This is a genomic window from Nocardiopsis sp. NPDC101807 (assembly GCF_044766605.1).
GTDB lineage: Bacteria > Actinomycetota > Actinomycetes > Streptosporangiales > Streptosporangiaceae > Nocardiopsis > Nocardiopsis tropica.
Genome location: NZ_JBIWMK010000002.1, coordinates 849,062 through 871,992 on the forward strand (window position 1 = coordinate 849,062; position 22,931 = coordinate 871,992).

At 71.1% G+C, this 22,931-nt stretch carries 24 protein-coding genes and 1 pseudogene; 8 read left to right on the top strand and 17 right to left on the bottom strand.

Translation table 11 applies throughout. From position 1 onward, the window contains the following. Positions 1-34: 34 nt before the first annotated feature. Complete coding sequence (locus ACIRPH_RS08975) at positions 35-265, bottom strand: hypothetical protein (RefSeq protein ID WP_402911281.1); 231 nt, start codon at positions 263-265, stop codon at positions 35-37. A gap of 258 nt (positions 266-523) precedes the next feature. Between ACIRPH_RS08975 and ACIRPH_RS08980 the strand changes: the two genes are divergently transcribed. Continuing rightward, positions 524-1,138: a DUF4265 domain-containing protein gene (locus tag ACIRPH_RS08980; RefSeq protein WP_402911671.1), complete on the top strand. Its 615-nt coding sequence runs from the start codon at positions 524-526 to the stop codon at positions 1,136-1,138. On the opposite strand, the gene ACIRPH_RS08985 is transcribed toward ACIRPH_RS08980, so the two are convergent. Continuing rightward, positions 1,038-1,736: a hypothetical protein gene (locus ACIRPH_RS08985; RefSeq protein WP_402911284.1), complete on the bottom strand. Its 699-nt coding sequence runs from the start codon at positions 1,734-1,736 to the stop codon at positions 1,038-1,040. The two genes, ACIRPH_RS08980 and ACIRPH_RS08985, sit on opposite strands and share 101 nt — an antisense overlap. Before the next feature lie 105 nt (positions 1,737-1,841). Beyond that, positions 1,842-2,312: a MarR family winged helix-turn-helix transcriptional regulator gene (locus ACIRPH_RS08990; RefSeq protein WP_402911287.1), complete on the bottom strand. Its 471-nt coding sequence runs from the start codon at positions 2,310-2,312 to the stop codon at positions 1,842-1,844. A 163-nt stretch (positions 2,313-2,475) separates the two neighbouring features. Here ACIRPH_RS08990 and ACIRPH_RS08995 point away from each other — a divergent pair, with 163 nt between their 5' ends. After that, positions 2,476-3,411 carry an NADP-dependent oxidoreductase gene (locus ACIRPH_RS08995; RefSeq protein ID WP_402911290.1) on the top strand — a complete coding sequence of 312 codons (936 nt, stop codon included), beginning with the start codon at positions 2,476-2,478 and terminating at the stop codon, positions 3,409-3,411. Between the two features lie 103 nt (positions 3,412-3,514). On the opposite strand, the gene ACIRPH_RS09000 is transcribed toward ACIRPH_RS08995, so the two are convergent. The 3 genes from ACIRPH_RS09000 to ACIRPH_RS09010 all read right to left on the bottom strand — a co-directional run bounded on the left by ACIRPH_RS09000 (position 3,515) and on the right by ACIRPH_RS09010 (position 6,928). Beyond that, positions 3,515-5,077, bottom strand: a complete 1,563-nt coding sequence (locus ACIRPH_RS09000; RefSeq protein WP_402911292.1) for an MFS transporter — start codon at positions 5,075-5,077, stop codon at positions 3,515-3,517. Next, complete coding sequence (locus ACIRPH_RS09005) at positions 5,074-5,631, bottom strand: TetR/AcrR family transcriptional regulator (RefSeq protein WP_402911295.1); 558 nt, start codon at positions 5,629-5,631, stop codon at positions 5,074-5,076. The genes ACIRPH_RS09000 and ACIRPH_RS09005 overlap by 4 nt, the downstream gene beginning before the upstream one ends. A 349-nt stretch (positions 5,632-5,980) precedes the next feature. After that, on the bottom strand, positions 5,981-6,928 hold the full coding sequence (locus tag ACIRPH_RS09010) for a helix-turn-helix domain-containing protein (RefSeq protein ID WP_402911298.1): 948 nt from the start codon (positions 6,926-6,928) through the stop codon (positions 5,981-5,983). A gap of 118 nt (positions 6,929-7,046) precedes the next feature. Between ACIRPH_RS09010 and ACIRPH_RS09015 the strand changes: the two genes are divergently transcribed. Beyond that, positions 7,047-8,264, top strand: a complete 1,218-nt coding sequence (locus ACIRPH_RS09015) for an MFS transporter (RefSeq protein WP_402911302.1) — start codon at positions 7,047-7,049, stop codon at positions 8,262-8,264. 90 nt (positions 8,265-8,354) lie between these two features. Here ACIRPH_RS09015 and ACIRPH_RS09020 read toward each other — a convergent pair whose 3' ends face one another. From ACIRPH_RS09020 to ACIRPH_RS09035, 4 genes are all read right to left on the bottom strand, one after another. Further along, positions 8,355-8,537, bottom strand: a complete 183-nt coding sequence (locus ACIRPH_RS09020; protein WP_402911305.1) for a DUF397 domain-containing protein — start codon at positions 8,535-8,537, stop codon at positions 8,355-8,357. A 76-nt stretch (positions 8,538-8,613) separates the two neighbouring features. Continuing rightward, positions 8,614-8,784, bottom strand: a complete 171-nt coding sequence (locus tag ACIRPH_RS09025; RefSeq protein ID WP_402911308.1) for a DUF397 domain-containing protein — start codon at positions 8,782-8,784, stop codon at positions 8,614-8,616. A gap of 256 nt (positions 8,785-9,040) precedes the next feature. After that, positions 9,041-9,211 carry a DUF397 domain-containing protein gene (locus tag ACIRPH_RS09030; RefSeq protein ID WP_402911311.1) on the bottom strand — a complete coding sequence of 57 codons (171 nt, stop codon included), beginning with the start codon at positions 9,209-9,211 and terminating at the stop codon, positions 9,041-9,043. Beyond that, positions 9,204-10,019 carry a helix-turn-helix domain-containing protein gene (locus tag ACIRPH_RS09035; protein ID WP_402911314.1) on the bottom strand — a complete coding sequence of 272 codons (816 nt, stop codon included), beginning with the start codon at positions 10,017-10,019 and terminating at the stop codon, positions 9,204-9,206. The genes ACIRPH_RS09030 and ACIRPH_RS09035 overlap by 8 nt, the downstream gene beginning before the upstream one ends. Positions 10,020-10,400: 381 nt before the next feature. Here ACIRPH_RS09035 and ACIRPH_RS09040 point away from each other — a divergent pair, with 381 nt between their 5' ends. The 4 genes and pseudogenes from ACIRPH_RS09040 (at position 10,401) to ACIRPH_RS09055 (ending at position 12,871) form a co-directional block, all read left to right on the top strand. After that, positions 10,401-10,850 (top strand): ATP-binding protein, encoded by a 450-nt coding sequence (locus ACIRPH_RS09040; protein WP_402911317.1) that lies wholly within the window; start codon positions 10,401-10,403, stop codon positions 10,848-10,850. Between the two features lie 196 nt (positions 10,851-11,046). Next, positions 11,047-11,259 (top strand): annotated as a pseudogene (locus tag ACIRPH_RS09045) (BldC family transcriptional regulator); the annotation flags it as partial. Between the two features lie 281 nt (positions 11,260-11,540). Next, positions 11,541-12,236, top strand: coding sequence for a TetR/AcrR family transcriptional regulator (locus tag ACIRPH_RS09050; protein WP_402911319.1), 696 nt, complete (start codon positions 11,541-11,543; stop codon positions 12,234-12,236). Continuing rightward, a complete protein-coding gene (locus ACIRPH_RS09055; protein ID WP_402911322.1) occupies positions 12,233-12,871 on the top strand; it encodes a GNAT family N-acetyltransferase in 639 nt (212 codons plus the stop codon). The genes ACIRPH_RS09050 and ACIRPH_RS09055 overlap by 4 nt, the downstream gene beginning before the upstream one ends. A 54-nt stretch (positions 12,872-12,925) precedes the next feature. Here the strand turns inward: ACIRPH_RS09055 and ACIRPH_RS09060 are convergent, their stop codons facing one another. From ACIRPH_RS09060 to ACIRPH_RS09070, 3 genes are read right to left on the bottom strand one after another with little or no spacing between them, the layout of a single operon-like run. Further along, a complete protein-coding gene (locus ACIRPH_RS09060) occupies positions 12,926-13,768 on the bottom strand; it encodes a hypothetical protein (RefSeq protein ID WP_402911325.1) in 843 nt (280 codons plus the stop codon). A gap of 9 nt (positions 13,769-13,777) precedes the next feature. Continuing rightward, positions 13,778-14,320 (bottom strand): hypothetical protein, encoded by a 543-nt coding sequence (locus ACIRPH_RS09065; RefSeq protein ID WP_402911327.1) that lies wholly within the window; start codon positions 14,318-14,320, stop codon positions 13,778-13,780. A 4-nt stretch (positions 14,321-14,324) separates the two neighbouring features. Next, entirely contained in the window at positions 14,325-16,097 is a 1,773-nt protein-coding gene (locus ACIRPH_RS09070) for a hypothetical protein (RefSeq protein WP_402911329.1), read from the bottom strand. 822 nt (positions 16,098-16,919) lie between these two features. Here ACIRPH_RS09070 and ACIRPH_RS09075 point away from each other — a divergent pair. Next, on the top strand, positions 16,920-18,452 hold the full coding sequence (locus ACIRPH_RS09075) for an alpha/beta hydrolase (RefSeq protein WP_402911332.1): 1,533 nt from the start codon (positions 16,920-16,922) through the stop codon (positions 18,450-18,452). Positions 18,453-18,716: 264 nt separating this feature from the next. On the opposite strand, the gene ACIRPH_RS09080 is transcribed toward ACIRPH_RS09075, so the two are convergent. The 4 genes from ACIRPH_RS09080 to ACIRPH_RS09095 all read right to left on the bottom strand — a co-directional run bounded on the left by ACIRPH_RS09080 (position 18,717) and on the right by ACIRPH_RS09095 (position 22,868). Then, positions 18,717-20,201 (bottom strand): MFS transporter, encoded by a 1,485-nt coding sequence (locus tag ACIRPH_RS09080; RefSeq protein ID WP_402911335.1) that lies wholly within the window; start codon positions 20,199-20,201, stop codon positions 18,717-18,719. A 127-nt stretch (positions 20,202-20,328) separates the two neighbouring features. Beyond that, positions 20,329-20,526 carry a hypothetical protein gene (locus ACIRPH_RS09085; RefSeq protein ID WP_402911338.1) on the bottom strand — a complete coding sequence of 66 codons (198 nt, stop codon included), beginning with the start codon at positions 20,524-20,526 and terminating at the stop codon, positions 20,329-20,331. A 2-nt stretch (positions 20,527-20,528) separates the two neighbouring features. Further along, on the bottom strand, positions 20,529-21,827 hold the full coding sequence (locus tag ACIRPH_RS09090; protein ID WP_402911341.1) for an FAD-dependent monooxygenase: 1,299 nt from the start codon (positions 21,825-21,827) through the stop codon (positions 20,529-20,531). An 81-nt stretch (positions 21,828-21,908) separates the two neighbouring features. Then, positions 21,909-22,868 carry a hypothetical protein gene (locus ACIRPH_RS09095; protein WP_402911344.1) on the bottom strand — a complete coding sequence of 320 codons (960 nt, stop codon included), beginning with the start codon at positions 22,866-22,868 and terminating at the stop codon, positions 21,909-21,911. Between the last annotated feature and the right edge of the window lie 63 nt (positions 22,869-22,931).

Here is a 22,931-nt window from a genome sequence, read left to right on the forward strand (position 1 = left end):
CGTGGAAGAGAGAGCCCTCTGCCGAGGGAACGGGTCAGCTGCGTCCGGGCGGGCAGGCGCTGAGCTCACCGTGGGCGTTGGTGCCCCACGAGGTGGAGTAGCCGTTGGTGCCCAGGGGGCGGGGGTTGCGGACCGAGATCTTGTGGCGCTCGGCGAAACGCGTCCGCCCGATGGCTGTGAGAGAGGGCCGCGCGCAGAGGGGCGGCCGGCCGGAGGACCGGCGGTCGGTCGAGGACGGCACGAGCGGGGAAGGCGACGACTGCACGGCCAACTCCCCTCCCGTCCTACGCAAAACCGACAACGCCACAGACCCTACCAGCTGCTGTTCCGTGGAACGGGGCGGGGTGACCCACGCCACGCCCGTGTCTGGCGGCTGCCCGTCGGCGATCGGGGCCGACTGCCGACCGGGTCCGGAGGCATCCCCCTTCCGCGCTCCGCGTTCCGCTCCGGTGGGGGGCACGTGGATGATGGTCCGGTGACGAACACCGGTGACGCCCTTGTGAAGGTCCACTTCCGTATGGACATGGACGGGGAGGGCCGGCCCCCGGCGGATGTCGAGAGCCTGTGGGCCGCCGACCTCGGCAAGGGTACGGTGCGGCTGGAGAACACGCCCTGGTTCGTCCGCGGAGTGGCCGCCGGAGACGTCATCAGGGTTCAACCGGATGACGACGGTGTTCTCTGGGCCGGGGAAACGGTGCAGCCCTCGCACAACTGCACCATCCGCCTCATCGTGCTGAAGGACGACGGTTCGGCCGCCGCCCGGCTGAGTGTGCTGAAGGTCTTCCACCGCCTCGGCACGACAGGCGAGGGCATCGAGCAGTTCCGGATGGTGGCCTGGACGTCCCGCCGCAGGCGGACCTGCCGAGAATTCGCGCCCTGTTGGAGCACGGCAGGAGGAAGGAGTGGTGGCACTGGGAAGAAGGGTGCGTCACCGACGCCTGGAGGGCCGCTGCGCCAGAGTGAGGACAGCGGTGCCGCGTGCCGGACAAGGGCTGCATCGTTCCCGCGCTTTCCTCGTGGAGCGAAGGGCAGACGAATTATTGCGGCTTATCGTGGCGTTCAGTCGGCACGCCGGTGGGTTCAGCGAGCCGCGAACGTCCCCCGCCTCGGCCACCGTGCGCCTTTGCCCTCGCCATGAGGTACACCGTCTCGACCGAGATCGCCCTACCGCGGGAGAGAGAGGACGTTCGCGAAGCGAAGGACTGATCCACGGTCAGCGTCGGCGTGCCGTCGAGGGCGTCGAGCCCGGCCTCGGCCTCGGGGGCCCTGGGCTCCTCCCCGAGGTGGGTGAGGAGCGTGCCCCGGTGCAGGCCTGCGGCGTCGATGTCGATCGTGCCGGTGGTCGACAGGGAGAAACCGCCGCCGCGCTCGTACATGCGGATCAGCGGCTCGAAGGGGTCGGGCAGGTCGGGCAGGGGCGCCCCGGCGTCGCGGGCCGCCGCCATGTGCAGCGCCCACACGCAGCTCGTGCCCACCGTCGGGTACTGCTCGAGGACCACCGGGCTCCCCAGCACGCCTTCGACCACCTCGTCGGCGGCGCGCACGCTTGGCGCCGCGAACTCCGCGATGTCGTAGAACGGCCACCCCTTGGCGCCCAGGGCACGCGTCCACAGGGCCGAGCGGCGCAGGTACTCGCGCATCAGCGCGACCCGCGACCGCGTGCGCTCCAGGTCGCCGTCCCAGTCGATCGCGTGGATGCGGACGGCGAGGTCATCGACCGCGGTCGTGGTGCTCATCGTGATCCCTTCGCGGTGGGGGCGGGAGCCGGTGGGGGCGGGCGTCGGACGGCCTGGGCGGGGCCGTTCGAGGACGGCGTCGGGCACCGTCCGGGGGCGGTGCGCTCAGCCTCCCTCGGTCTCCTGGCGCACGGTGGCGGCGATGCGGGTGAGCGCGGTCCCGAGGTGGCGGCGCTGGGCGGCGGTGAGCGGGTCGAACACGAGCCGCTTCACCTGAGCGACGTGTTCCGGTGCGCTCTCGACGAGCTTCTGCCGGCCGGCACCGGTCAGGGTGGCGAGCGTGTACCGGCCGTCGCCGGGGTCGGGGCGGCGGACGACCCAGTCACGGGCCTCGAAGCGGTCCATCACCTTCGACAGGCGGGGCTGGGTGCTGTCGCAGTCCCGGGCCAGCTCGCTGAGCCTCATCGTGGCCTCGTCGGCCATGGACAGCCGGGCCAGGACCCCGTACTCGAAGTTGGAGATGCCCGCCTCCCGCTGCAGCTGGCGGTCGAGGGCTGCCGGTAGGGCGATGACGACCGTGAGCAGCGCCTGCCACAGGTCCTGTTGGTCGTCGTCGAGCCAGGTCGGGGTGTCCATGAGCCCCATCCTACTTGCCCGGGCAACTCGCTTCACTTGCACAGGCAACCTTCGACGGGCTACCTTTCACTTGCCTGGGCAAGTGAAAATACTTTCCTGAGCAAGTGAATGAGAGCGTTCTGCCCATCCTGCGGCGACGGCGCCACACCCTGGAGGAGAGTTCATGAAGGCAATCCGTTTCCACGAGTTCGGCAGCAGCGAGGTCCTGCGCCACGAGGACGTCGACCGTCCGGTCCCCGGCGCCGGTCAGGTGCTCGTGCGGGTGGCGGCCACCTCGTTCAACCCGGTCGACGACCACATCCGCGCCGGCGTCCTCGCCGAGATGCTCCCGATCGCCCTCCCGTACGTGCCGGGGATCGACCTGGCGGGCACCGTCGCCGGACTCGGCGCGGGCGTGACGGGCCCGGCCGTGGGAGACCGGGTCGTGGCGATGCTGCCCCTCGACTCCGCCGGCGGGGCCGCCGAGTACGCACTCGTCCCGGCCGGGTCCCTGGCCCCGGCGCCTCGCACGATCGAGCTGGTCGACGCCGCGGCACTGCCGCTGACCGGCCTGGCGGCCTGGCAGACGGCCTTCGAGCTCGCCGAGCTGAAGCCCGGGCAGAGCGTCCTGGTCAACGGCGCCGGGGGCGCCGTGGGCAGCCTCGTGGTGCAGCTCGCCGTCGACGCGGGAGCGCAGGTGACCGCGGTGGACGCGCCGCGGCACGCCGACCGCCTCCGGGGCTACGGCGCGGACCGGGTCGTCGGCCCCCTCGACCTCGCCGCGGGCCCGGCCGCCGTGGGCGGACCGTTCCAGGTCGTGGTGAACCACGTGCGCGTCTCCCCGGAGGAGCTCGCGCGTCTGGCGGACTACGTCGCCGACGGCGGGGTCGCCGCCAGCACGGCCGGCCCGGTCCCCGAGGACCCCGACCGGAAGGTGCGCACCGCGAGCCTGTGGGTCCGCAGCGACGGAGCGCAGCTGGCCGAGCTCGTCGCCAAGGTGGACGCCGGCAGGCTCCGGCTCCACGTCGCCGACCGCCGCCCGATGGCCGAGCTGGCCGCCGTGCACGGGGAAGCCGCCGCCGGGCGGCTGCCCGGCAAGACCGTCGTGCTCGCTCCCTGAGCCCGCCCCGGCCAGCCCCCGAGGACGCCGACCGCCCCCGCACCCGTCCCGTGACGGTGCGGGGGCGGTGCCCGGTCCGCCGCCCCTCAGAGGCGGTCGCACCTCAGTGGCCCTTGGTCACGTCCAGGTCCTTGGGCGTCAGGGCGAACACCACGACGACCGACACCAGCATGACCGCGGCGCCGATGCCGCCGACCAGGGTCAGACCGTGGGTGAAGGCCTCCTGGGCCTGGGCGGCGGCCGCGGCGCCGGCGGGGCCCAGGTCGGCCAGGACGTGCAGGGCGCCGCCCAGGGACTCCTGCGCCGCCCCCACCCCCTGCGGGCCCAGGCCCGCGGCGGTGAGGTCGGAGGCGGGCAGCTCGGCGCGGTAGAGGGCGGCCGCCGCGCTGCCCAGCACGGCCACGCCCAGGACCGCGCCCAGTTCGTAGGAGGTCTCCTCGATCGCGGCGGCGCTGCCCGCGTGCTCGGCCGGGGTCCCCGACATGATGATCGCCGAGGCGATGGCCAGGGATCCCATGCCCGCGCCGAGCAGGGTCAGGAAGATCGCGACCGGCGCATAGGTGAGCGGTGCGGGGGCGAGGAACAGGGCGGCGAAGCCCAGCCCCGACAGCGCCAGGCCGCCCACCAGGACGGTGCGGGCGCCGATCCGCTGGGCCAGCACCGGCGCCAGCGGGGAGACCACCGTGGCGGCGACGGCCATCGGCAGCAGCCCGATCCCGGCCTGCAGGGGCGACAGCCCCTGCACGAGCTGGAACCACTGCGCCGCGAGCAGCAGCGCCGATCCCATGGCCAGCATGGTGAACAGCGCCGCCAGCGTCCCGGCCGTGAAGGAGGGGACGGCGAACAGGCGCACCCGCAGCAGCGGCGCGTCGCTGTGGAGGCAGCGCAGCACGAACCAGACCAGCAGGGCCAGTCCCGCCGCGAGCGCCGCCAGTGCCAGGGCGTCGGCGGGGCCTTCCTTGGCGATGCGCTTGATGCCCCACACCAGGGCGGTCATGCCCGCGATCGACAGGGCGGTGGCCAGGGCGTCCCAGCGCCCGGGGTGCGGGTCGCGCGCCTCGGGCAGCAGGAACAGGCTCGCCAGAACGGCCGCGGCCATCAGGGGCACGTTGAGCAGGAACGCCGCGTGCCAGGAGAAGTGCTCCAGCAGCAGACCGCCCACGATGGGGCCCACGGCCGCTCCCAGGGAGGCGACGGCCGCCCAGATGCCCAGCGCCTTGGCGCGTTCGGCCGGGTCGGTGAACAGGCTGCGGATCATCGAGAGCGTGGCCGGCATGATCATCGCCCCGCCCACGCCCAGCAGGGCGCGCACGGCGATCACCACGGGGGCCGACTCGGCCGCCAGGACCAGCAGGGAGGCCCCGCCGAAGACGGTGAAGCCGGTCAGGAGCATCCTCTTGCGGCCCCACCGGTCGCCCAGGGTGCTCATGGTGACCAGGAGGCCGGCCAGGACCAGCGAGTAGATGTCGACGATCCACAGCTGCTGGGCCGCGGTCGGGGACAGCGCCGCGGCCATCTCGGGCAGGGCGACGTTGAGGATGGTCATGTCCATGACCACCACGAGCAGGCTGGCGGCCAGTACGGCCAGGGCGGCCCAGCGGCGTCCGGCGGACAGGTGTCCGGCGGTGGCGCCCGGTGCGCCGGAGGTGTGGTGTGGAGTGCTCACGGCTTCTCTTCCAGGGATGTGCTCATCAGGGCGGCGATCGCCATGCGCAGTGCCGCTTCGTCGAGGGGCCGGTCGTGGAGCAGGGTGTACAGGATGACCCCGTCCAGGTAGACGGCCGTGGCCCGGGCCGCTTCGGGCGCGGCGTAGGCCTGCAGGATCTCGGTGACCCCCTGTACCCACTGCTGGGCGAGCGGACGCAGTTCGGGGTTGTCCACCCCGGCGAAGTAGAGCAGGTTCTCGGCGCGCAGCCGCTCGCGGTCGCCCAGGTAGGCGGCGAAGAGCGCGGCGATGCCCTCGGGGCGGCCGTCGCAGCCGTGGATCTCCTCCGCGAACTCGCGCAGCTCCTGGTCGGCCTGCTCGGCGATGGCCTGCAGTGCGGCGGCGCGCAGGTCGTCCAGGGAATCGAAGTAGTAGGTGGTGGCCCCCAGCGGCACCCGGGCCAGTTCGGCCACGCGCCGGTGGGTCAGGGCGGAGCTGCCGTTGGCGACCATCTCCTGCGCTGCGGCCTCGACCATGGCGCGTCGGCGCCCCTCGGGGTCCCGGCGGGAGGTCATGGGCGCTCCCCCTGTGCGCGTCGCGCAGAGGTCCGGAACAGCATCTTTTTCACCCCAATGTCTGGTACGTGCGTACAAGTACAAACGTACTAGAAGAGGGGGGCCGTCCGCCCGTGTGATGCGCCACCACCGGGAAAGCGGCACCCGGGAGCGGCAGAGCGAGCGCCTGATCAGGCCCGACAGGTCGCGGACAGCCGTGGCGGGCGGGCCGCGACCTCCGACGGACCCGAGTCGGCGAACCGGCACGACCGCACGAGTCCCCCGCCCCTCGGGCCGGCGCGCCGAGGACGCGGCCGCGGGGCGTCCGCCGTCCGACGCGTGCGCGCGGAGCCGGGGGCTCGCGTGCCGGTCAGCTCCTCCGGTACGCCGACGGCGTCCGTGCCGGAGCCGTGCCGTCGGCGTCCTCCGCGGTGGGAGGCCTGCCGCCCAGCCCCTCGTCGTGCGTGAGGGTCTCCAGCAGGGTCATCGCGTCGGCGGACATCTGATCGGTCGGGGTGTAGACCTCCAGGCGGTGGTCGGGGCTGTCGGCCTGGAGCCAGATCTGGAACTCCATGCTCAGCTCGCCGACCAGGGGATGGCGGAAGCGCTTGGTGCCGCCGACGCACTCCCCCACGCGGCCGGACGCCCAGAGGGAGGCGAACTCGGGGTCCTTCATGCTCAGCTCGCCCACGAGTTCGGCCAGACGGGTGTCATCGAGGTACTTGCCGCTGATCCGCCGCAGGTAGGCGACGTTCGTGGACGCCTCGGCCTTCCAGTCCACGTAGGAGTCCCGCACTCGCGGATCCAGGAACAGCAGTCTCGGCATGGACGGCCGTGTCGCGGGATCCGCGGTGCTGTCGAACGGCAGGTGCGGGGCCAGCAGGGCATGGCCCGTCCGGGTCCAGGCCAGCACGTCGTTGCGTCGCCCCAGGAGCACGGCGGACTGACCCGAGATGGCCTCCAGCATCGCCAGCGCCCGGGGGTGCGGTCGCTCGGGCCTGGTCCGGGGCGCGGGACGCAGTGGCGAGGGTTTGGCCAGGTCGAGCAGGTGCTCGACCTCGGTCGGCGTCAGCCGCAGCGCCCGCGCCAGGGCGAGGAGCACCTCGGTCGAGGCGTTGCGCGCCTGCCCCTGTTCCAGTCGCGTGTAGTAGGCGACGCTGACGCCGGCCAGCTGGGCGACCTCCTCACGCCGCAGCCCGGGGACCCTGCGGCGTCGGCCCCAGCTGATGACATCGGCCTGTTCGGGGTCCAGGGCAGCGCGACGGGAGCGCAGGAACTCGCCCAGGTTCCCCGATGGTGTGCTCGCCGGAGGTGTCATACCTACCAGGGTAGGTACTCCGGCCCGAACCAGCATGACCCTGTCAGTGGTAGGAACCCCGGGCGCACGCCCAACAGGTGTCTGGCTGCCGTAGGCCGGTCCGTCCAGGCTGGTGGGCATGCTTTCCCACGACAACGCCCCACGCACCCGGCTGGTGCTGCTGACCCTGGCCGCCGGCGCCTTCGGGATCGGCACCACCGAGTTCGCGATCTCCGGCCTGATGCCCGGGATCGCCACCGAATTCGGCATCTCGGTCACCACCGCGGGCTGGGCCGCGACAGCCTACGCCCTCGGCGTCTTCCTCGGCGCCCCGGTCCTGGTCCTGGTCGGGCAGCGGTTCGAGAAGAAGAGGTTCCTGCTCGTCCTCATGGGCCTGTTCGTGGTCGGGAACCTGCTGACCGCCTTCGCCCCGTCCTTCGCGCTGACCCTCCTGGGCAGGGTGGTCTCCTCACTGACCCATGCGGCCTTCATCGGCATCGGCTCGATCATCGCCTCGCGCGCGGTTCCCGAGCACAGGAAGACCAGCGCGATCGCGTTCATGTTCTCCGGTCTGACCCTGGCCACGCTCATCGGCACCCCGGTCGCCACCTGGGTCTCCACGGAGTTCTCCTGGCGGACCTCGTTCCTGGGCATCTCGGCGATCGGCCTGGTCGTCCTGGTCGGCATCCTCGCCTGCATCCCGGCGAGCAGGACCGACGAGTCGTTCGACTTCGCCGCCGAGGTCCGCGCCTTCGTCAACCCGCAACTGCTGCTCGCGATGCTGATCACCGTCCTCGGACCGGCGGGGTTCTTCACCTCCATCACCTACATCGCCCCGATCACCATGAACGCGACCGGCACCCCGGAGAGCTGGGTCACGGCCTACATGCTCGTCTTCGGGCTCGGGCTGTTCATCGGCAACATCCTGGGAGGACGGCTGGCCGACAAGAACCTCATGGGTCTGCTGCTGGGAAGCCTTGCCCTGCTCACGGTCACGCTGCTCGTGTTCTGGCTCGCCGCGGACAATGTCGTGGTCACGTTCGCCGCGGTGTTCCTCATGGCCGCCGCGGGCTTCGCCACCGTCTCCCCGATCCAGCGCCTGGTGATGGAACGGGCCGAACGCGCCGGCGCCCCCAACCTCGCGTCCTCGATGAACATCGGCATGTTCAACCTCGGCAACGCCATCGGGGCCTGGTTGGGCGGCTACGTCATCAGCACGGGACTCGGCGACAGCAGCCCCAACCTCGCCGGCGGCCTGCTCGCTGCGGGTGCGCTCGTGGTCGGCGTCGTCATCTGGCTGCAGTCCAAGAAGTCCACCCACGGCCGGCGGCCTGCCGGGCTGGCCCAGGTGGGGTGACCCCGAGGGACAGGGCTTCTGCTCGTACAGGAGAACCGCACCCCGTAGCCGGACGGGGTGCGGTTCCTCGTGTGCGGGGTGTGAGGGGTGTTACCGGCCGCGCACCGCGTTCATCAGCGCGGCCCACTCGGGGGCGGGGACGTCGAGGTGCCCCAGCTCCCGATTCTGGGTGTCGCGGATACCGGTGACCAGGCCCTCCGCAACCTCGACGCAGGCGCCTTCGTTGCCGCTGTAGCTGGACTTGTGCCAGGACCGGTTGTCGACCGTGCTCATCAGAGGCCTTTCATCGTCACATGGAGGGCTTCGAGAGGGCGTCTTGAAGAAAGATCGGCGGCTTGGGCGCGTCCGCTTACTGGCCGCGCACCGTGCTCATCAGCGCGATCCACTCGGCTGAGGGGAGGTCGATCTGCCCCTGCCCCCGGTTCTGAGTGTCGCGGATACCGGTGACCAGCCCCTCGCGGACCTCCACGCAGTTACCACCACTGCCGTCGCTGTAGCTGGACTTGTGCCATGCGTTCACTAGCTGCTCCTCAATCCGAGGCGATGAAGCAAGTGCCTTCAGCGGGTGAGAGCGATGGACCATGAAGCGCTCCACCGTTCCTGGCAGTCTGACACGACCCCGGCGGCCGTAATATTCGACTTCCTCCTGAAGCTTCCACACTCGCCAACCACTCTGCGGACTACATCGGCATCGCCCTGGTCGTCCCGCTGAACAGGAGAACCGCACCCCGTAGCCGGACGGGGCACGGTTCTTCGCGTGCAGGATGTGAGGGGTGTTACCGGCCGCGCACCGCGTTCACCAGCGCGGCCCACTCAGGGGCGGGGACATCGAAATGCCCCAACTCCCGATTCTGAGTGTCCCGGATACCGGTGACCGGGCCCTCCGCAACCTCGACGCAGTTGCCCCCACCAGCGCTGTAGCTGGACTTGTGCCACTTCTCAGACATCTTCAAGCGCCTCTTTCAGCATGTCCAGGCTTCGCGCACCAGAAAGCGCCTCCCCCTGGAGCAACCCGAATACGGTCATGCAGTGCTGGACCAACTTCGCATCGTCGATCACAGCCTCCCCCGTCATGTGCTCAGCCGAGGCCACCGCGGGACGGTCCGCGAACGAGTTGATCCGAAATGGTCCAGTCCCCCCATGATGCCGAGGAGCACCTCGGGGGATGATCTGCAGACGTAGGGTATCCCGCTCGATCTCGTGGATCAGGCGGCGGATCTGCGCAACGTGATCGTCGTGGCTCAGCGCCCCCACACGGCGGTAGACCACCGGTTCCTCAATGATCATCAGGATGAACGGGGCATCGGTTCGCTCAAAGATCTTCTGCCTACGCATCCGGGACTTGACAAGGCTTTCCACGGACTCAGCGCCTCGGCCTGGCCAAACGTCACCAGTCAGCGCGCGAGCATACTTCTCGGTCTGCACCAGACCTGGGAAGACGAGTGGCTGGTAATCACGAAGTTCAACAGCTGATTCTTCAAGATCGGAGAGCTGTTGGAACCAGGGATCCAGCCCGGTCTCCTGGTTCGCTTCGTGCCACTTGCGAATCAGTGACTGTTTTGCCCCATATAGCTCATCAAGCGTCGCCACGGCTACCAGTTCAATCCCTCGGGTTCCTCTCTCGTAGGAGGAGACGGCAGTCGGCACCACACCGAGGGCTCCAGCAGCCTCCGCCTGCGTCAACCTGGCCGCCTTACGGAAGCGAACGAGCTCGCGTCCGAATTTTTTCCGGGCTGGGGTTATTTTCTCGGCCACCGGACCTCCTCGAGGTACACGCTACTCCACGCGATTACTCGCGAAGTACACAGTACAGAACACTCTAGCCAATTGCTACACCCATCTGTGGAAGCCATTGTCCTAGGGGCCACCTGCAAGAGATCGTGTGATCACGGAAACAACCCGGCGAGTTACCGGCGGATAAAATGTCCGTTGTGGCGTGTCGTGTGTAGTTTCCACGTCGGCACATGGACCAACCGACACCATCTTCTCCCCAGCCAGGAGAGAGCAAATCACACTTATTCCTCCCAATTTGGGCGGAAACCATCTCTTGGGCACAGAAAAGCTCCGGTGGCCGAAGTCAAAGGCAGCCACCGGAGCTGATGCCCCACCTGTCCGGAAAGACATGAGGTGAGACGAATGCAGCCTACCGCCCCTCCCCCCGCACTTCCACGCCGCCTGTGCGGAACCCCCACGACCTCGGGCATCCTCATCGGCCCCCACCCCAGCCACGTCAGGGCCGCCCGCCAATGGGCCGCCCACGCCACCCGCTCCCGCCCCGGCCTGACCGACCCCCTCGCCCTCACCGTCACCGAGCTGGCCGCCAACGCCCTGCGCCACACCGCCTCCGGCCTGCCCGGCGGCACCGTGCGCATCGAGATCCACCGCACCCGCCGCCACCTCGAACTCCGCGTCACCGACAACGGCCCCACCCCCGGAACCGCCCCCACACTCCCCGCCGTCCCCGACCCCGCACCCCTGCGCGTGGGCGGCAACGGCCTACGCCTGGTCGAGGCCGTGTGCGCCTACTGGGACTGGACCCAGGCCCCCTGCGGAGCGATCACCGTCCGCGCCGTCTTCGGCTGCTGAACCACCCCCCGCCCCCTTGTGAACCACACACCCCCGGGGACGCGCCCCGGGGGCTCCCCGCCCGGTGGCACACCACCGCCGGGCCGCGGGGCCGCCGCCAAAAAAGGGGGGCCGGCGGCCCCGCCCCACCCGCCCGGGGCCGGACGACCTTCCCCGGTCCGGCCCCGACCCCCACCCAGACAGAAAGAGAACAAGGTTGTCCTCCTCCCTGCCCGAACTCGTCGAGAGCGCCGAGGCCCTGCTCACCCCCGGAGAGGTCGCCCGCCTCTTCCGCGTGGACCCCAAGACCGTCACCCGCTGGGAAAAAGACGGCCGCCTCGCCTCGGTCAAAACCCTCGGCGGACACCGCCGCTACCCCAGGTCCCAGATCAACACCATGCTCGACACACGCCCCGACCACGCAACCCTCGTCCGCACCCTCCAAGAAGCCCGCGACCTGGCCACCGACACCGGAGCCCACACCACCGCCGCCCACATCGACAACCTCATCACCACACTGAACACACAGGACGAGAAGCCCCGACAGCCCCCTGGCCGGTGACGGCCTGGCGGCGAGGGTGACGCGCTCGTCCGGTCGCAGGGCCCCCGCGTCGCCGCGTCGCCGACCGGGGCGCTCGCCCCGGAACGAAAAGTTGGCCATGCGACTTGGTCACTTGACCAAGTCGCATGGCCAACAGCTACCATGGGCGCATGAACGACCAGGAGGAGAAGGTTGCGCGCAAGCGGGTAAGCGCGGACGAACGCCGCAGTCGCCTTCTCGCGGCGTCACTGCGCGTGATGAAACGGGAGGGGATCGCCACGGCGACCACCCGTGCCATCTGCGCGGAGGCCGACATGCCCCACGGGGCCTTCCACTACTGCTTCCACTCCAAGAAGGACCTCTACGCGGCCCTGCTCGCCAGCGACATCGAGATCGACCTGACCCCGGTCTGGCCGGAGATCTCCCCGACGGCGAGCGCGGAGGAGAACATCCGCACGTTGCTGTTCGCCTACTGGTCCCAGGTCGAAAGCGATCCCGACGCCCAGCTGGTCCTCTTCGACCTCGGAAGCTTCGTACTGCGCGACCCCGAGCTCCGGGAGCTGCCCAAACAGGGGTACGAGGACTCCCTCGACAAGGCCGTCGGGTACATCAGCCGCCTGGGCGAAGAAGCCGACCTGGTGTTCGTGGGCGGGGAGCGCACGCTCGCCGGACTCGTGGTCACCACCCTCAACGGCATCACGTGGTCCTGGCTGGCCCACCGCGACAGCGCGGCCGCCCGAGCCGGCCTCGCGCAGTTCGCGGAACTCGCCGCCGGGCTCGCCCGGAGGAGGACCGAGCACCCGGCGCCGCCGCTGCCGTCGGCGGGAAGACACGAAACACCCTCTGAGAGCCGAGGACGACGATGAACGACACCACCTACCGCCCGTATCGCGAGAGCGATGCCGCCGACGTCAAGTCCATGATCGACGAGGCGTTCCACATCCACCGCTACATGTCGAAGAAGCGCCTGCTCGACGGCGCCCTGGAGGTCTATCTCCGTGAGCGCCTTCTGGCGAGCACCTACACGCGGGTCGCCGTCAGGGACGGGCGGACGGTCGGAGTGATCATGGGGCGGGTACCCGGCCACCCCCGGGTCCCCCACGCGACCCGGAACAGGTTGCTGACCTGGGCCCACATGGCCAGGATCGCCGTCACCGGACTTCGCGACCTGCCCTCGCTCGCCCAGTACTTCGCGTTCGACGGCATCTACCGAAGGCTGCGGCACAACACGTCCGCTCCGCTGACGGACGAGCTCACCCTCTTCGCCGTCGACGCCTCCACCCGGGGGACCGGTGTCGGGAAGGCCCTGTACGAGGACTACACGCGACACCTTCGGGAGCACGGCAGGAAGAACTTCTACCTGTACACGGATTCGCTCTGCTCCTACGGGTTCTACGAGAAGAGGGGGATGACCCGCGCCGCGTCGGAGGACATGAGGCTCCGGCTGGACGGCCGTGAAGAGGACCTCGGCGTCTTCCTGTATGCGGGAGAGGTCCACTAGCCCCGGGCGGTCCCTCGTGCCGGCCGCACGCGATGCCCTGGAGCGGCCGTCCGGTCAGGAGCAGTCGTCTCCGGTCACGCAGAACGAAGTGGCGGCCTCCTCGCAGCGCTCCTGGGTGCGTTCGTAGAAATCCGCAGCCCCTTCGGCCGAGACCGCGTAGATCTCGCCGTCCCCACCGCGGAAGGTACGTACGTACACGTCCTGGCGGCCGAAGGTGTCGTGGTCGTAGCGGTAGTTCAACTGCATGACCGACGGATCCTCCTCCAGCACCGCCGCCCCGCCGTAGTCGTCATAATCGAACTGCTCGTATTCGCCCTGCAACTCGGCCTCCAAGGCGTTCATGGCCGCCCAAGGAGAGGCATGCACGTCCTGCATGCTGGTGATCTGGAGGAAGTAGCGCGGATCTTCCGGATCGTAGAAGACCTCTTTCTGCGCTCCGTCGCCCGCGTGCTGCCACCCCTCGGGGACGTTGAGCTCGAACCAGCCGGAATCCGTGCTGAGCTCATATCCGTCGGGCGCCTGGGACTCCACGTCCTCTTCGGCGAACGGATCCTCGGCCCCGGAGGATTCTCCGGGCGACTCCTCCGCGGAGGGCTCCTCCGTATCGGCCTCGTCCTCGGCGGAAGCGCTCTCCGAGTCGGAGGAGTCCGCCGTACCGGCCCCGTCACCGGGGGAAGCGCTCGCCGCGTCGGAGGAGCTGCTCTCCTCGGCGGGGCCCGCGTTGATGCCGACCGCCGCCACCACCGCCAATACGACGAGCAGGACGACCAGGAACACCAGCACCGGGGCCGGTATGTTCAGCTGCCTCGGTGCCTCGCCTCCAGCGGATTCCGGAGGAGTTCCCGTGACCCAGCCCTGCTGGTCGGCGTCCCAGCGCGCGTTCGTGGAATCGGGCATGGTCCCCCCTCAGCCGGTGAGCTGGCGCACCGTCTCGGCCAGGGCGGTGGCCGAGGTCAGCGCGCCCAGCGCGGTGTTCGCCTGTTCCAGCCGGTCCCACAGCCGGCGCAGCAGGCCCGGTGCGGCGGTGCCGGTCCGGGTGATCTCCTCCTCCGTCTCGGCCAGCTCGGCCTCGACCTCGTCGACCCCCTCCGCGTCGGCGAACAGGGGAAGCTGCCGGCGCAGCAGACGGACCTGCTCCAACAGGTCGCGGTAGCGCTCGTCCTTCACCGCGTCGGAGGAAGCCTCGAAGCGCGCGGTGCCGTGGTCCCCGGTGGAGATCGCCACCCCCCGGGCGTCGCCGCCGATGGAGACGGATCCCGGGGCGCGCCTGCCGGCCACTCCCCCGGGGGGCGCGGCCGGGAGGTCGGAGCGGGGTTCCTCCCGGGGTTCGGCCTCCGCAGGGGCGGAGGCCTCGGCGGAGCCGCCCGTGCCGGTGGAGACCGCGCCGCCGTGCAGCGAGCCGCCGATGGAGACCGACCCTGCGGCCGGTGCGGTGTCGTCGTGGGTCATGGTGTTACTTCTTGTCCTTTCCCTTTTTCCCGGAGGCCGGCCGGGCGCCGTTGCCGGTGACGGCCCGGGCTCCGTCGCCGGTGGCGATCGAGCCGGTCATGGAACCGCCGACGAACACGCCTCCACGGCTGATGTTCACGACCTGCTGCTGGAACTCCTCGGTCCTGTAGCCCGCCTCCGCCAGTGCCTGCTGGGCCCCGGAGGTGATGCGGTCCTGGATGGTGGTGACGTACCGGTTGACGTCCATCTCCTGGAACATCGACCGTGTGCCACGCGAGCCCAGCTCGCGGACGCTGAGCCGGGGCGCCTCCGATGTGTCGCCGACCCCGGGCCCGAACCCCTCGAACCACCACGACCTGAGGGAGCTCGCCCCGCGGGCCAGGAGGGATACCGCTATCGCGGGAGCGGTCACCAGGGCCGACACCGGGGAGCGGGCGGACCGCACGGCGAGGGCGTCCACCTCGTGGAAGACGCTCCGCAGGGGCGGCAGGACGTAGGGCAGCACCTCGAGGATGAGGAGGTCCCCCTGGGTGTGCACCCGCACGAAGACGGTGGTGACGACCTCCTCGTCCCAACCGCCCACCCGGATCCGCAGGAAGTGCCGCCGCTGCTCGGCGCCCTCCCCCACGGCCTCTTCGAGGTGGCGGCGGACGCTGCCGTCCTCGTAGAGGCGGCCGGCACGCCGCACGCCCGCGGGGAAAGCCGCCGGGAGGAAGACGCACTCCTGCAGCTCCAGGTCCTTGAGCCGGTCGCGACTGGTCCGTGAGGAGATCTCGGCGAGCCTCGCCAGCCGCGGGGTGATGAGGTCGAGTACGCGGCGACCGTCCAGGGGCTCGGCGCCGTCGAGGGGGCCGGGGCGGCGTTCGAGTTCCAGGGCGAGGGACCAGGGGCGGTAGGACTCGCCCGCGCCGAGGAAGGGCTCGTCCTCGTTGTAGAGGACGAGGCGGGAGAACTGCTCCTTGTCGATCGCGGCCAGTGTGCCCGCGTGCCGCTTCGCGAACGGGGGGATCCCCGGGGCCTTTCCGGTGAAGGAGTGGCGGGACAGTTCCGCCCACAGGACGTGGGAGAGGGCGAGCCGGTGCCAGACGCCGATCGCGAGAAGCAGCACCGGAGCCGCGAGGACGGCCAGGGCCGCGAGGATGTGGCCGCCCCGGAGCAACGGCCACGCCGGCACGATCCACAGCACGGTCAGTACCAGGTTGACCAGCCCCAGGAGCAGGGCGAGCAGGCGGTGGAACGGCCCGGCCGGATCGGCGGCGTCCCCGATGACCACCGTCAGGAGGGATTCGCTCCGGCCCAGAAGCGCGTGCCGGCGTTGGGACGACAGGCCGAGGAGGACGAACAGGGCCAGGGAGACGAGTGCGACCAGTGCCGTCTCCTCGGCGTTCGGGGCATCCTGCGCCATCAACCGGACCATCGCGTCCCAGAGCCTGTTCGCCAGGCTTTCGTCCCCCTGCCCCCCGGCCACCAGTCCTACGGCCACCACGCCTCCGGAGGCCAGGACCGCCAGGACCAGGACCGCGGCCCGCACATCCATGCTCCTGGCCCGCAGGCAGTGCCGGAGCACGGTGGCGACGTCGCAGCCGAGGGAGGGGGGCACGGTGCGTTCGGGGTGTTCGATGAGTTCGGTGAGGGCGGTTCTGCGGAACCCGGCGTCGAGATAGGCCCCCGCGGACAGGAGGCGGGTGGCCTCGCTGCGGGTGTAGGAGCTGGTGTCCACGGGCGGCAGGGAGGACGTCGTTCCCCCGGCGCCGTCGGGGAGAGTCGGTCGGGCCATGCATCACTCCAGGAAAAGCCGCTCGGGGAGAAAAGGTCATATCAATGCCTGAGAGCCGAGAAGCAGACAGCTTATGCGATTCCTCCGCCCACCGGGAAGTATTCTCGGAATAAGGCGGGGAGACCGGTCTTGCCGTGGGGGAGCCGCTTCCATGCGCGGATGCCGTCAATGCTGGTCCCGACCTCGCCGGCGATCTTCCGGAGGAAACCGATTGTTTTTCGGGGGTCTCTTGTGCCGCGTGATGTCGCGCCATCGTTGGCGGCCCGCCCTCCGTTCCTTGTGCAGGGCACAACCGCACGCCGGCCGGGTACAGGACGGGGCGACCGCACCTCTCCCCTCCGGGCGCCGGTGTCGGCCGTCACGGCAGAACGGTCCGAAGCCTCCGAAGAAGAACGGCGGACCTGGCCCGGTGGTCATGGAGCGACGAAAAGCACGGCAAACAACCGGTGCGGACCCCGGGAGAACTCTGGACCCGAGAAACCGGAGGTGGTTTTCGGGACCTCCGGAAAACATGATCGCTGTTTCCGGATCGAGGCAGACCCGACCTCGGGACCATGGCTTTTCTCCCCTTTTCCGACCAGTCCTGTCCGCCCTGCCGGTCAACCGCACCGTCGGAGAACACGGACGGCACGGTCGGCGTCCCCGCGACGGTCTCGGCACTGCGGCGGAACGGCCGGGTTGCCTGCCACGGAAAGCGCGGCACGGGAGGCGCCGCAACGACTCCTACCCCCCGACGCCGAGACTTTCGAGGGAGACAGCACCACCCCGTTCCGGGGGGTTGCCCGGCGTGCGCCGGAAGGCTGCCGCGCCTAGCGTTCGGGCATGCCGACTTCCCCACGCATCAGAGCCCTCGCGGCGTGCGCGGTGGCGCTCGCCACCCTCACGACGACCGCTGTCGCCGCCTCCGCCGCCGCACCGGAACAGTTAGCACGCTTCCACGACCAGCACATCGACTGGCACGCCTGCACCCTCGGCCCCGGCGACCAGCTCGGCCAGGAACTGGACGCCGCCGGCGCCGACTGCGCCGACGTCACCGTGCCGCTCGACTACGCCGACCCCGGCGGTCCAACGATCACCGTCGCCCTGTCCCGTCTCGAGGCCGCCGACCCCGCCCACCGCGTCGGCCCGCTGCTGTTCAACGACGGAGGGCCGGCCGGCCCCAGCCTCCACATGCCACTGACCAAGTCGGAGGTGATGGGAGATGTCGCCGACCGCTACGACCTGATCGGCATGGACCCGCGCTTCGTCGGCCGGAGCACCCCGCTGGACTGCAGATGGGACCTCGGCTCCGCCCTCCTCCGCTCCGCGGGCGCCGACCGGGCCGCGTACCGCGAGGAGGTCGCCCTCGCGCGCGAGCTGGCCGACCAGTGCGAGCGCGCCCACGGCGACGTGCTTCCGCACGTCACCACCCGCAACACCGCCCGCGACATGGACGTCATCCGCGCGGCCCTCGGCGAGGACTCCCTCTCCTACCTCGGCTACTCCTACGGCAGCTACCTCGGCGAGGTCTACACCCAGCTCTTCCCCGGCCGCACCGACCGTATGGTGCTGGACGGCGTCAACCCCCCGGAACAGTACAGCCACACCCTGCTCCGCGGGGCGGAGTCGGCCAACGAGGAGGCCCTGCGCGCGTGGGCGTCGTGGGCCGCCGACCGGCACGGCGCCTACGGGCTGGGCGCCACCCGCGCCGAGGTCCTGGCGACGGTGGAGCACATCCTCGACGCCGCCGCGGAGGAACCGCTGCGGATCGGGCAGGCGCACCTGCTGGACGAGCACGTACTTCCCGCCGTCTTCATCGGCGGCCTCGGGAGCGACCTCGACGAGCGGCGCGCCGACCTGGCCGGAACCGTACGCCTCCTGGCACGCGCCGCGGACCGTGAGCCGGTCGAGCCGTCCGAAGCGCTCGCCGGGCAGCTGGAGTTCCTGCTGACCGGGGCGGGTTCGGCACCTTCCAGCCAGATGACCGCGATCATCTGCGGCGACGTGGCCGAGCGGCGCGGTGTCGGCCGCTACTGGCGCGCGGTCGAGGAGTCCCGTGAGCGGTTTCCCCTCGCCGGGCCGCTGGCCAACAACATCACCCCCTGCGAGTTCTGGGACCGGCCCGCCGAGGCGCCGACCGTGCTCGACAACGACGTCCCGGCCCTCCTCGTCGCCGCCACGGGCGACCCCCGCACCCTCTACGCCGGAGCCGAGGCCGTGCGCGAGCAGTGGCCGAGCTCCCGGCTGCTCACCGTGGAGGGCACCCTCCAGCACGGCCTGTACGGCGAGTACGGCAACGCCTGCGTCGACGAGCGCGTCAACGCCTACCTGCGCACGGGACGACTCCCCGCGCGCGATGTGACCTGCGAGGCGTGACACCGGCGGCGCCCCGGCGACCCCCAGGACTCCCCCGGCCGGCCACGCCCTGCCCCACCGCGTCGACCCGGCCGTGGTCACCGGCGTGACCGGCCGGCTCCACCGCACCCGGCCGGCGACGGCAGGACGTCGGGGCCCGTCCCGTAGGAGCGGTGGCACGGCAGGGCCCGTCCCGGCCGTCACGGCGGTGCCCCCGGGTGTGCCGGGAAGCCTGGCCGACGGTCGCTTCCGCCCCGGCCGACGCGGTGGTGGGGCCTCGGGACGTCAGCGGTCCACGGGCCCGGTCGGATCCGCCACGGGAGGTGCGCCGAGGTCGCGTATCGCGCGGCGCCGATGCGCCAGCAGCAGGCAGGCGGGCACCGTGGCGACCAGGAAGACCCCTACGGAGACGGTGATGTAGCCGAACACCCCGGTGGCGGAGTTCATCGTGGCCCCGTCCACGACGACGGTGGTCGAGGACAGCACGGCGGCGCCGACGAAGCTCATGCCGACCGAGCCGATCGCGCTGGTGACGGTGACCATGCCGGCGACCACGCCCTGACGCTCCGGTGGCGTGAGCTCGCCGGCCATGTTGAACCCGGAGGCCGTCAGCGCCCCCATGCTGGTGTTGAGCAGCACGGCGAAGCAGATCGCGGCGGGGAACGAGGTCGCGCCCACGAACATCCCCGTGGCGCCCACGACTCCCAGCAGGACGCCTCCGGCGAGGGAGACGGAAGGGTCGAAGCGTGCGGCGATCCAGCCCGAGATCAGGCCGCCGATGATGATCCCCACGGCCGGGACACCGAACAGCAGGCTCAGCGACCCCGCCGCGTCGAGACCGTAGCCGAGCCCCCGATCGGGCGTGACCTGCGCGATGAGGCTCAGGAGCTGGTCCATGCTCTGCACCGCACCGCTGCCCAGCACGACCACCAGGAGGGTGAGCAGCAACGGCCGTCCCAGGTTCCTGATGTCGATCACGGGCTCGGGCACCCGGCTGGACACCAGGAACCACCTGGCCAGCATCGCCGCCCCGGTGCCGAGCAGGGTGAGCGTGACCGCACTGAACCACCCGAGCTCGGAGCCGAGGCTGATGTAGCCGAGCACCGCCGTCAGACCCCCGCCGAGCAGCAGGGCGCCGGCCACGTCGACGCGTCCCGGTGTCCTGAAGCCGGGGTCGGGCACCACGCCGCGGATGCAGGCGACCGCGACCATCGTGAGCAGGAACGAGGCCGCGAAGACCGCCTGGAAGCCGAACCGCCCGGCCAGAGCCTCGATGAGGACGGTCAGCCCGACCCCCAGGAATCCGGCGCCGGTGGCGACCGCGCCCACGGCGGGCATCGCGATCCGCGGTGCGCACAGTTCGCGGACGATGGCGACCGTGAGGAAGATCGCCGCGATGGCGGCGCCCTGCAGCATCCGGCCCAGGACGAAAACCCAGAGCTCGGACGCGGTCACGCAGACCAGTGATCCGACGCAGGCGATGAGCAGAGCGACCGTGAGCATCCTGCGTTTGCCGTGGATGTCGGCGCTCTTGCCGAACAACGGCGCCCACATCGCTCCGGCCAGCATGGCGCCGGAGCTGATCCAGGCGGTCTGGGTGGTGTCGAAGTGGTCGAGTACCTGGGGCAGGACCAGCAGCGGGGCCACCATGACGGTGTCCGCCACGATGTTCGGCAGCAGCAGGGCCACGATCTGCATGACCAGCCTCGGGTTCCAGCGCGTGTGCAGCGCGCCGGGTGAGGGCGTAGGGGTGTTCTTGCCGTTCTCCACAAAGCTCCTTCGAGGGGAAAGAGGCGTCGGTGCGGACCATGGGCCGGGGGCCGTCGCGCCCTCGGAGGCGGCGCGGCGGCGCCCCGGGCCGCCCGAGGGTCCGACCGGGTCTTTCGAGGTGGGCCGATCAGGGACCGGGCGAGGTCCGCAAGGACCGCAGGGCCGCGGTGCCGACCGCGGGGTCCGCAGCGCCCGCCGGCGGCCGGGGTGTGCCGGATCCGGGCGGGTCCGGCGCCACCGCGCCCTCCTCGCGGAGGTGCGCGCGCACCCCGTTCCGGTTCGCACCGGCCTCGGGGACCCCGGCGCGCACGAGGACGACCGTCATGGTCACCTCCTCTCCGGTCCGGTGACCGGGCCCGGCCTCCCCGCCCGGATCGGGACGGGCCGGTTCGGTCTGCCGAGTCGCCGCCGCCGTGGACCCCCGGCCACACCGACGCACCGCTTGTCGACCGGGGCGGCGTCGCGGTCCCTTGCGAGCCTCCGCCCGCGTGAGGCGGCGCCGAGCCGCAGGAGCAACGAGCGGAGCGCCTCGGCGACCCTGCCGGAGGGGACGAACATCTGCTGTTTGATCCGTGCGGTGCGCTGGTGGGCCCGGATCGAGGGGCGCAGCCCCGATTCCCAGGCGGCCAGTGCTGCGCTCAGGTCGGCCGGCTCGTCCTGGAGTGCCCTGCCGAGCGCGGCACCGCCCCGCAGGGCACTGGTCGCGCCCATGCCCGAGTACAGGTTCAGGCACCAGGCCGCGTCGCCCACCAGCACGACCCGGCCCTTGCTCCACCGGGGCATCTTGACCTGGTGCACCGAGTCGAACAGGAATTCGGGAGCCCGTTCGAGCCCGTCCAGGACGTGCCGCACGACCGGGTCGTCCATGCCGGAGAAGACCGAGCGCAGGCGTTCGACCCGATCCCCGGTGAACTGCTCGGTGATGTCGGCGGTGCGGTAGGTCAGCAGCGCCGTGGGGGCCCGGTCGGCGAACCCGAACACCCAGGCGGCACGCCCCGCGCGGGCACTGATGAGGCTGTCCTGCGCACCGTAGGACGGCACCTGCCCATCGAGCTGGAAGGCACAGATCATCGCGTTCCAGTTCGTCATGTAGTCCTCGTGCGGACCGAAGACCATGCGGCGCACGCTGGAGCGCATCCCGTCCGCGCCCACCACCAGGTCGAAGTACTCGCGGTACTCGTGGCCGGTGGTGATGTCCTCCAGCACCGCCCCGACGCCCCCGGCGCCGTCCTCGACCCCGACGAGCGTCGTGGCGAAGCGCACCTCGACGTGTTCACCGCCGGCCCCGGTGATGCCCTGCCAGAGCGCGGCTTCGATGTCGCCGCGGACGACCGCGGCGGGCCGGCCGGACTGGTGCAGGAAGCCCAGACCCGGTGTCGGGTTCCCGTCGCGGCCCAGTTCCCAGGCCTTGCCGCCGTCAGGGGGGTTCCGGACGTGCAGGTCATCGGCGACGCCCAGGTCGATGGCCGCCTGCCTGCCGTCGGGCATGAGGCCGATGAAGTACCCGCCCCTGCGTCGTTCGGGCGCCCGTTCGACGATCACCGCGGTCCACCCGGCCGCGCGCAACCCGATCGCCGCGGACATGCCCGCGATCCCGAGTCCCACGACCAGCGCTCGTTTGTGCATGGTGCTCTCCTCTGCCTTGCCCAGTGGTGCCTTGCCGGTCCGGGTGCGCCCGGAGCCACGGATCCGCGGCTCCGGGGCCGATCAGTCCGGAACGACGACGGCGCGGGTCCGCCCCCGGTGCGCCCAGGCGTCGCCGACCCGGTCGAGCGGGTAGGCGGTGTAGGGGGCGTGGAAGGTTCCGTCGGCGAAGTACGCCATGATCGCGGGGACCTCGGCGAGCATCTCGGCCTTGGAGACCGAACCGATGCCGCTGCCCGTGACACGGATGCGGCGGCTGCGCAGCAACGCGGCGGGCACGGCGGCCTGCGCTCCGGCGAGCGAACCGATCTGCACGTACGCCACCTCGGGGGCGCCCTCGTCCATGCCGCTCCGTCCCAGGGCGGCGAAGGCCGCTTCGGCGACCGTGCCCCAGAGGAAGTCGAGCACGAGTGCGGGCGGGTCCTGTTCGACGGTCGCGGCCAGAGCGGCCGCCAGGGCGTCGGGGCCGTCGTGGGCGAGCGAGACGGGCACGGCGCCCGCCGCCCGCAGCCGCTCCAACGCCTCGGGGTCGCGGCCGGCGGCCACCACCCGCTCCGCGCCGAGGGCCAGCGCGGCCTGCACCGCCAGGGTGCCCGACATGCCGGTCGCCCCCAGCACCAGCACGGTGCCGAGCCGGCCCGTCTCCTTGCGACGCGCGGTCAGGACCATCCAGCCGGACATGCCGGGGTTCATGCCGGCGGCCACGGCGAGGGGGTCGGCCCCGGGCGGCACCTCCAGCTCGAACGGGGTGACCATCCGCTCGGCCATGGTGCCCCACGGCGCGTGGGCGAAGCCCGTGTAGACCAGGCGCCCGTCGGCGGTACGGGCCACGGCGTCGACGCCGGGCACCAGCGGGTAGGCGTGGTCGCTGTTGTAGTGCCGGCCGGACGCCAGCCCGCGCACGACATGGTGCAGGCCCGCGCCGACCAGGGTGAGCGGCTCCCGGTCCGGCCCCGGCTCGGGTTCGGGGAACTCGGCGCACACGGGCGGCGCCCCGGGACCGTTGACGATTGCAGCGCGCATCGACATCTCCTTAACTTAGTTAATTTGGGGGTGCGGTCAGACTGCCTGAACTTTGTTAAGGTG

Coding starts and splice junctions, on each gene's coding strand:
- ACIRPH_RS08980 (WP_402911671.1), top strand. CDS start 524: ATGGACGGGGAGGGCCGGCCCCCGGCGGATGTCGAGAGCCTGTGGGCC.
- ACIRPH_RS08985 (WP_402911284.1), bottom strand. CDS start 1,736: ATGAGCACCACGACCGCGGTCGATGACCTCGCCGTCCGCATCCACGCG.
- ACIRPH_RS08990 (WP_402911287.1), bottom strand. CDS start 2,312: ATGGACACCCCGACCTGGCTCGACGACGACCAACAGGACCTGTGGCAG.
- ACIRPH_RS08995 (WP_402911290.1), top strand. CDS start 2,476: ATGAAGGCAATCCGTTTCCACGAGTTCGGCAGCAGCGAGGTCCTGCGC.
- ACIRPH_RS09005 (WP_402911295.1), bottom strand. CDS start 5,631: ATGACCTCCCGCCGGGACCCCGAGGGGCGCCGACGCGCCATGGTCGAG.
- ACIRPH_RS09010 (WP_402911298.1), bottom strand. CDS start 6,928: ATGACACCTCCGGCGAGCACACCATCGGGGAACCTGGGCGAGTTCCTG.
- ACIRPH_RS09015 (WP_402911302.1), top strand. CDS start 7,047: ATGCTTTCCCACGACAACGCCCCACGCACCCGGCTGGTGCTGCTGACC.
- ACIRPH_RS09020 (WP_402911305.1), bottom strand. CDS start 8,537: ATGAGCACGGTCGACAACCGGTCCTGGCACAAGTCCAGCTACAGCGGC.
- ACIRPH_RS09030 (WP_402911311.1), bottom strand. CDS start 9,211: ATGTCTGAGAAGTGGCACAAGTCCAGCTACAGCGCTGGTGGGGGCAAC.
- ACIRPH_RS09040 (WP_402911317.1), top strand. CDS start 10,401: ATGCAGCCTACCGCCCCTCCCCCCGCACTTCCACGCCGCCTGTGCGGA.
- ACIRPH_RS09050 (WP_402911319.1), top strand. CDS start 11,541: ATGAACGACCAGGAGGAGAAGGTTGCGCGCAAGCGGGTAAGCGCGGAC.
- ACIRPH_RS09055 (WP_402911322.1), top strand. CDS start 12,233: ATGAACGACACCACCTACCGCCCGTATCGCGAGAGCGATGCCGCCGAC.
- ACIRPH_RS09060 (WP_402911325.1), bottom strand. CDS start 13,768: ATGCCCGATTCCACGAACGCGCGCTGGGACGCCGACCAGCAGGGCTGG.
- ACIRPH_RS09065 (WP_402911327.1), bottom strand. CDS start 14,320: ATGACCCACGACGACACCGCACCGGCCGCAGGGTCGGTCTCCATCGGC.
- ACIRPH_RS09070 (WP_402911329.1), bottom strand. CDS start 16,097: ATGGCCCGACCGACTCTCCCCGACGGCGCCGGGGGAACGACGTCCTCC.
- ACIRPH_RS09075 (WP_402911332.1), top strand. CDS start 16,920: ATGCCGACTTCCCCACGCATCAGAGCCCTCGCGGCGTGCGCGGTGGCG.
- ACIRPH_RS09085 (WP_402911338.1), bottom strand. CDS start 20,526: ATGACGGTCGTCCTCGTGCGCGCCGGGGTCCCCGAGGCCGGTGCGAAC.
- ACIRPH_RS09090 (WP_402911341.1), bottom strand. CDS start 21,827: ATGCACAAACGAGCGCTGGTCGTGGGACTCGGGATCGCGGGCATGTCC.
- ACIRPH_RS09095 (WP_402911344.1), bottom strand. CDS start 22,868: ATGCGCGCTGCAATCGTCAACGGTCCCGGGGCGCCGCCCGTGTGCGCC.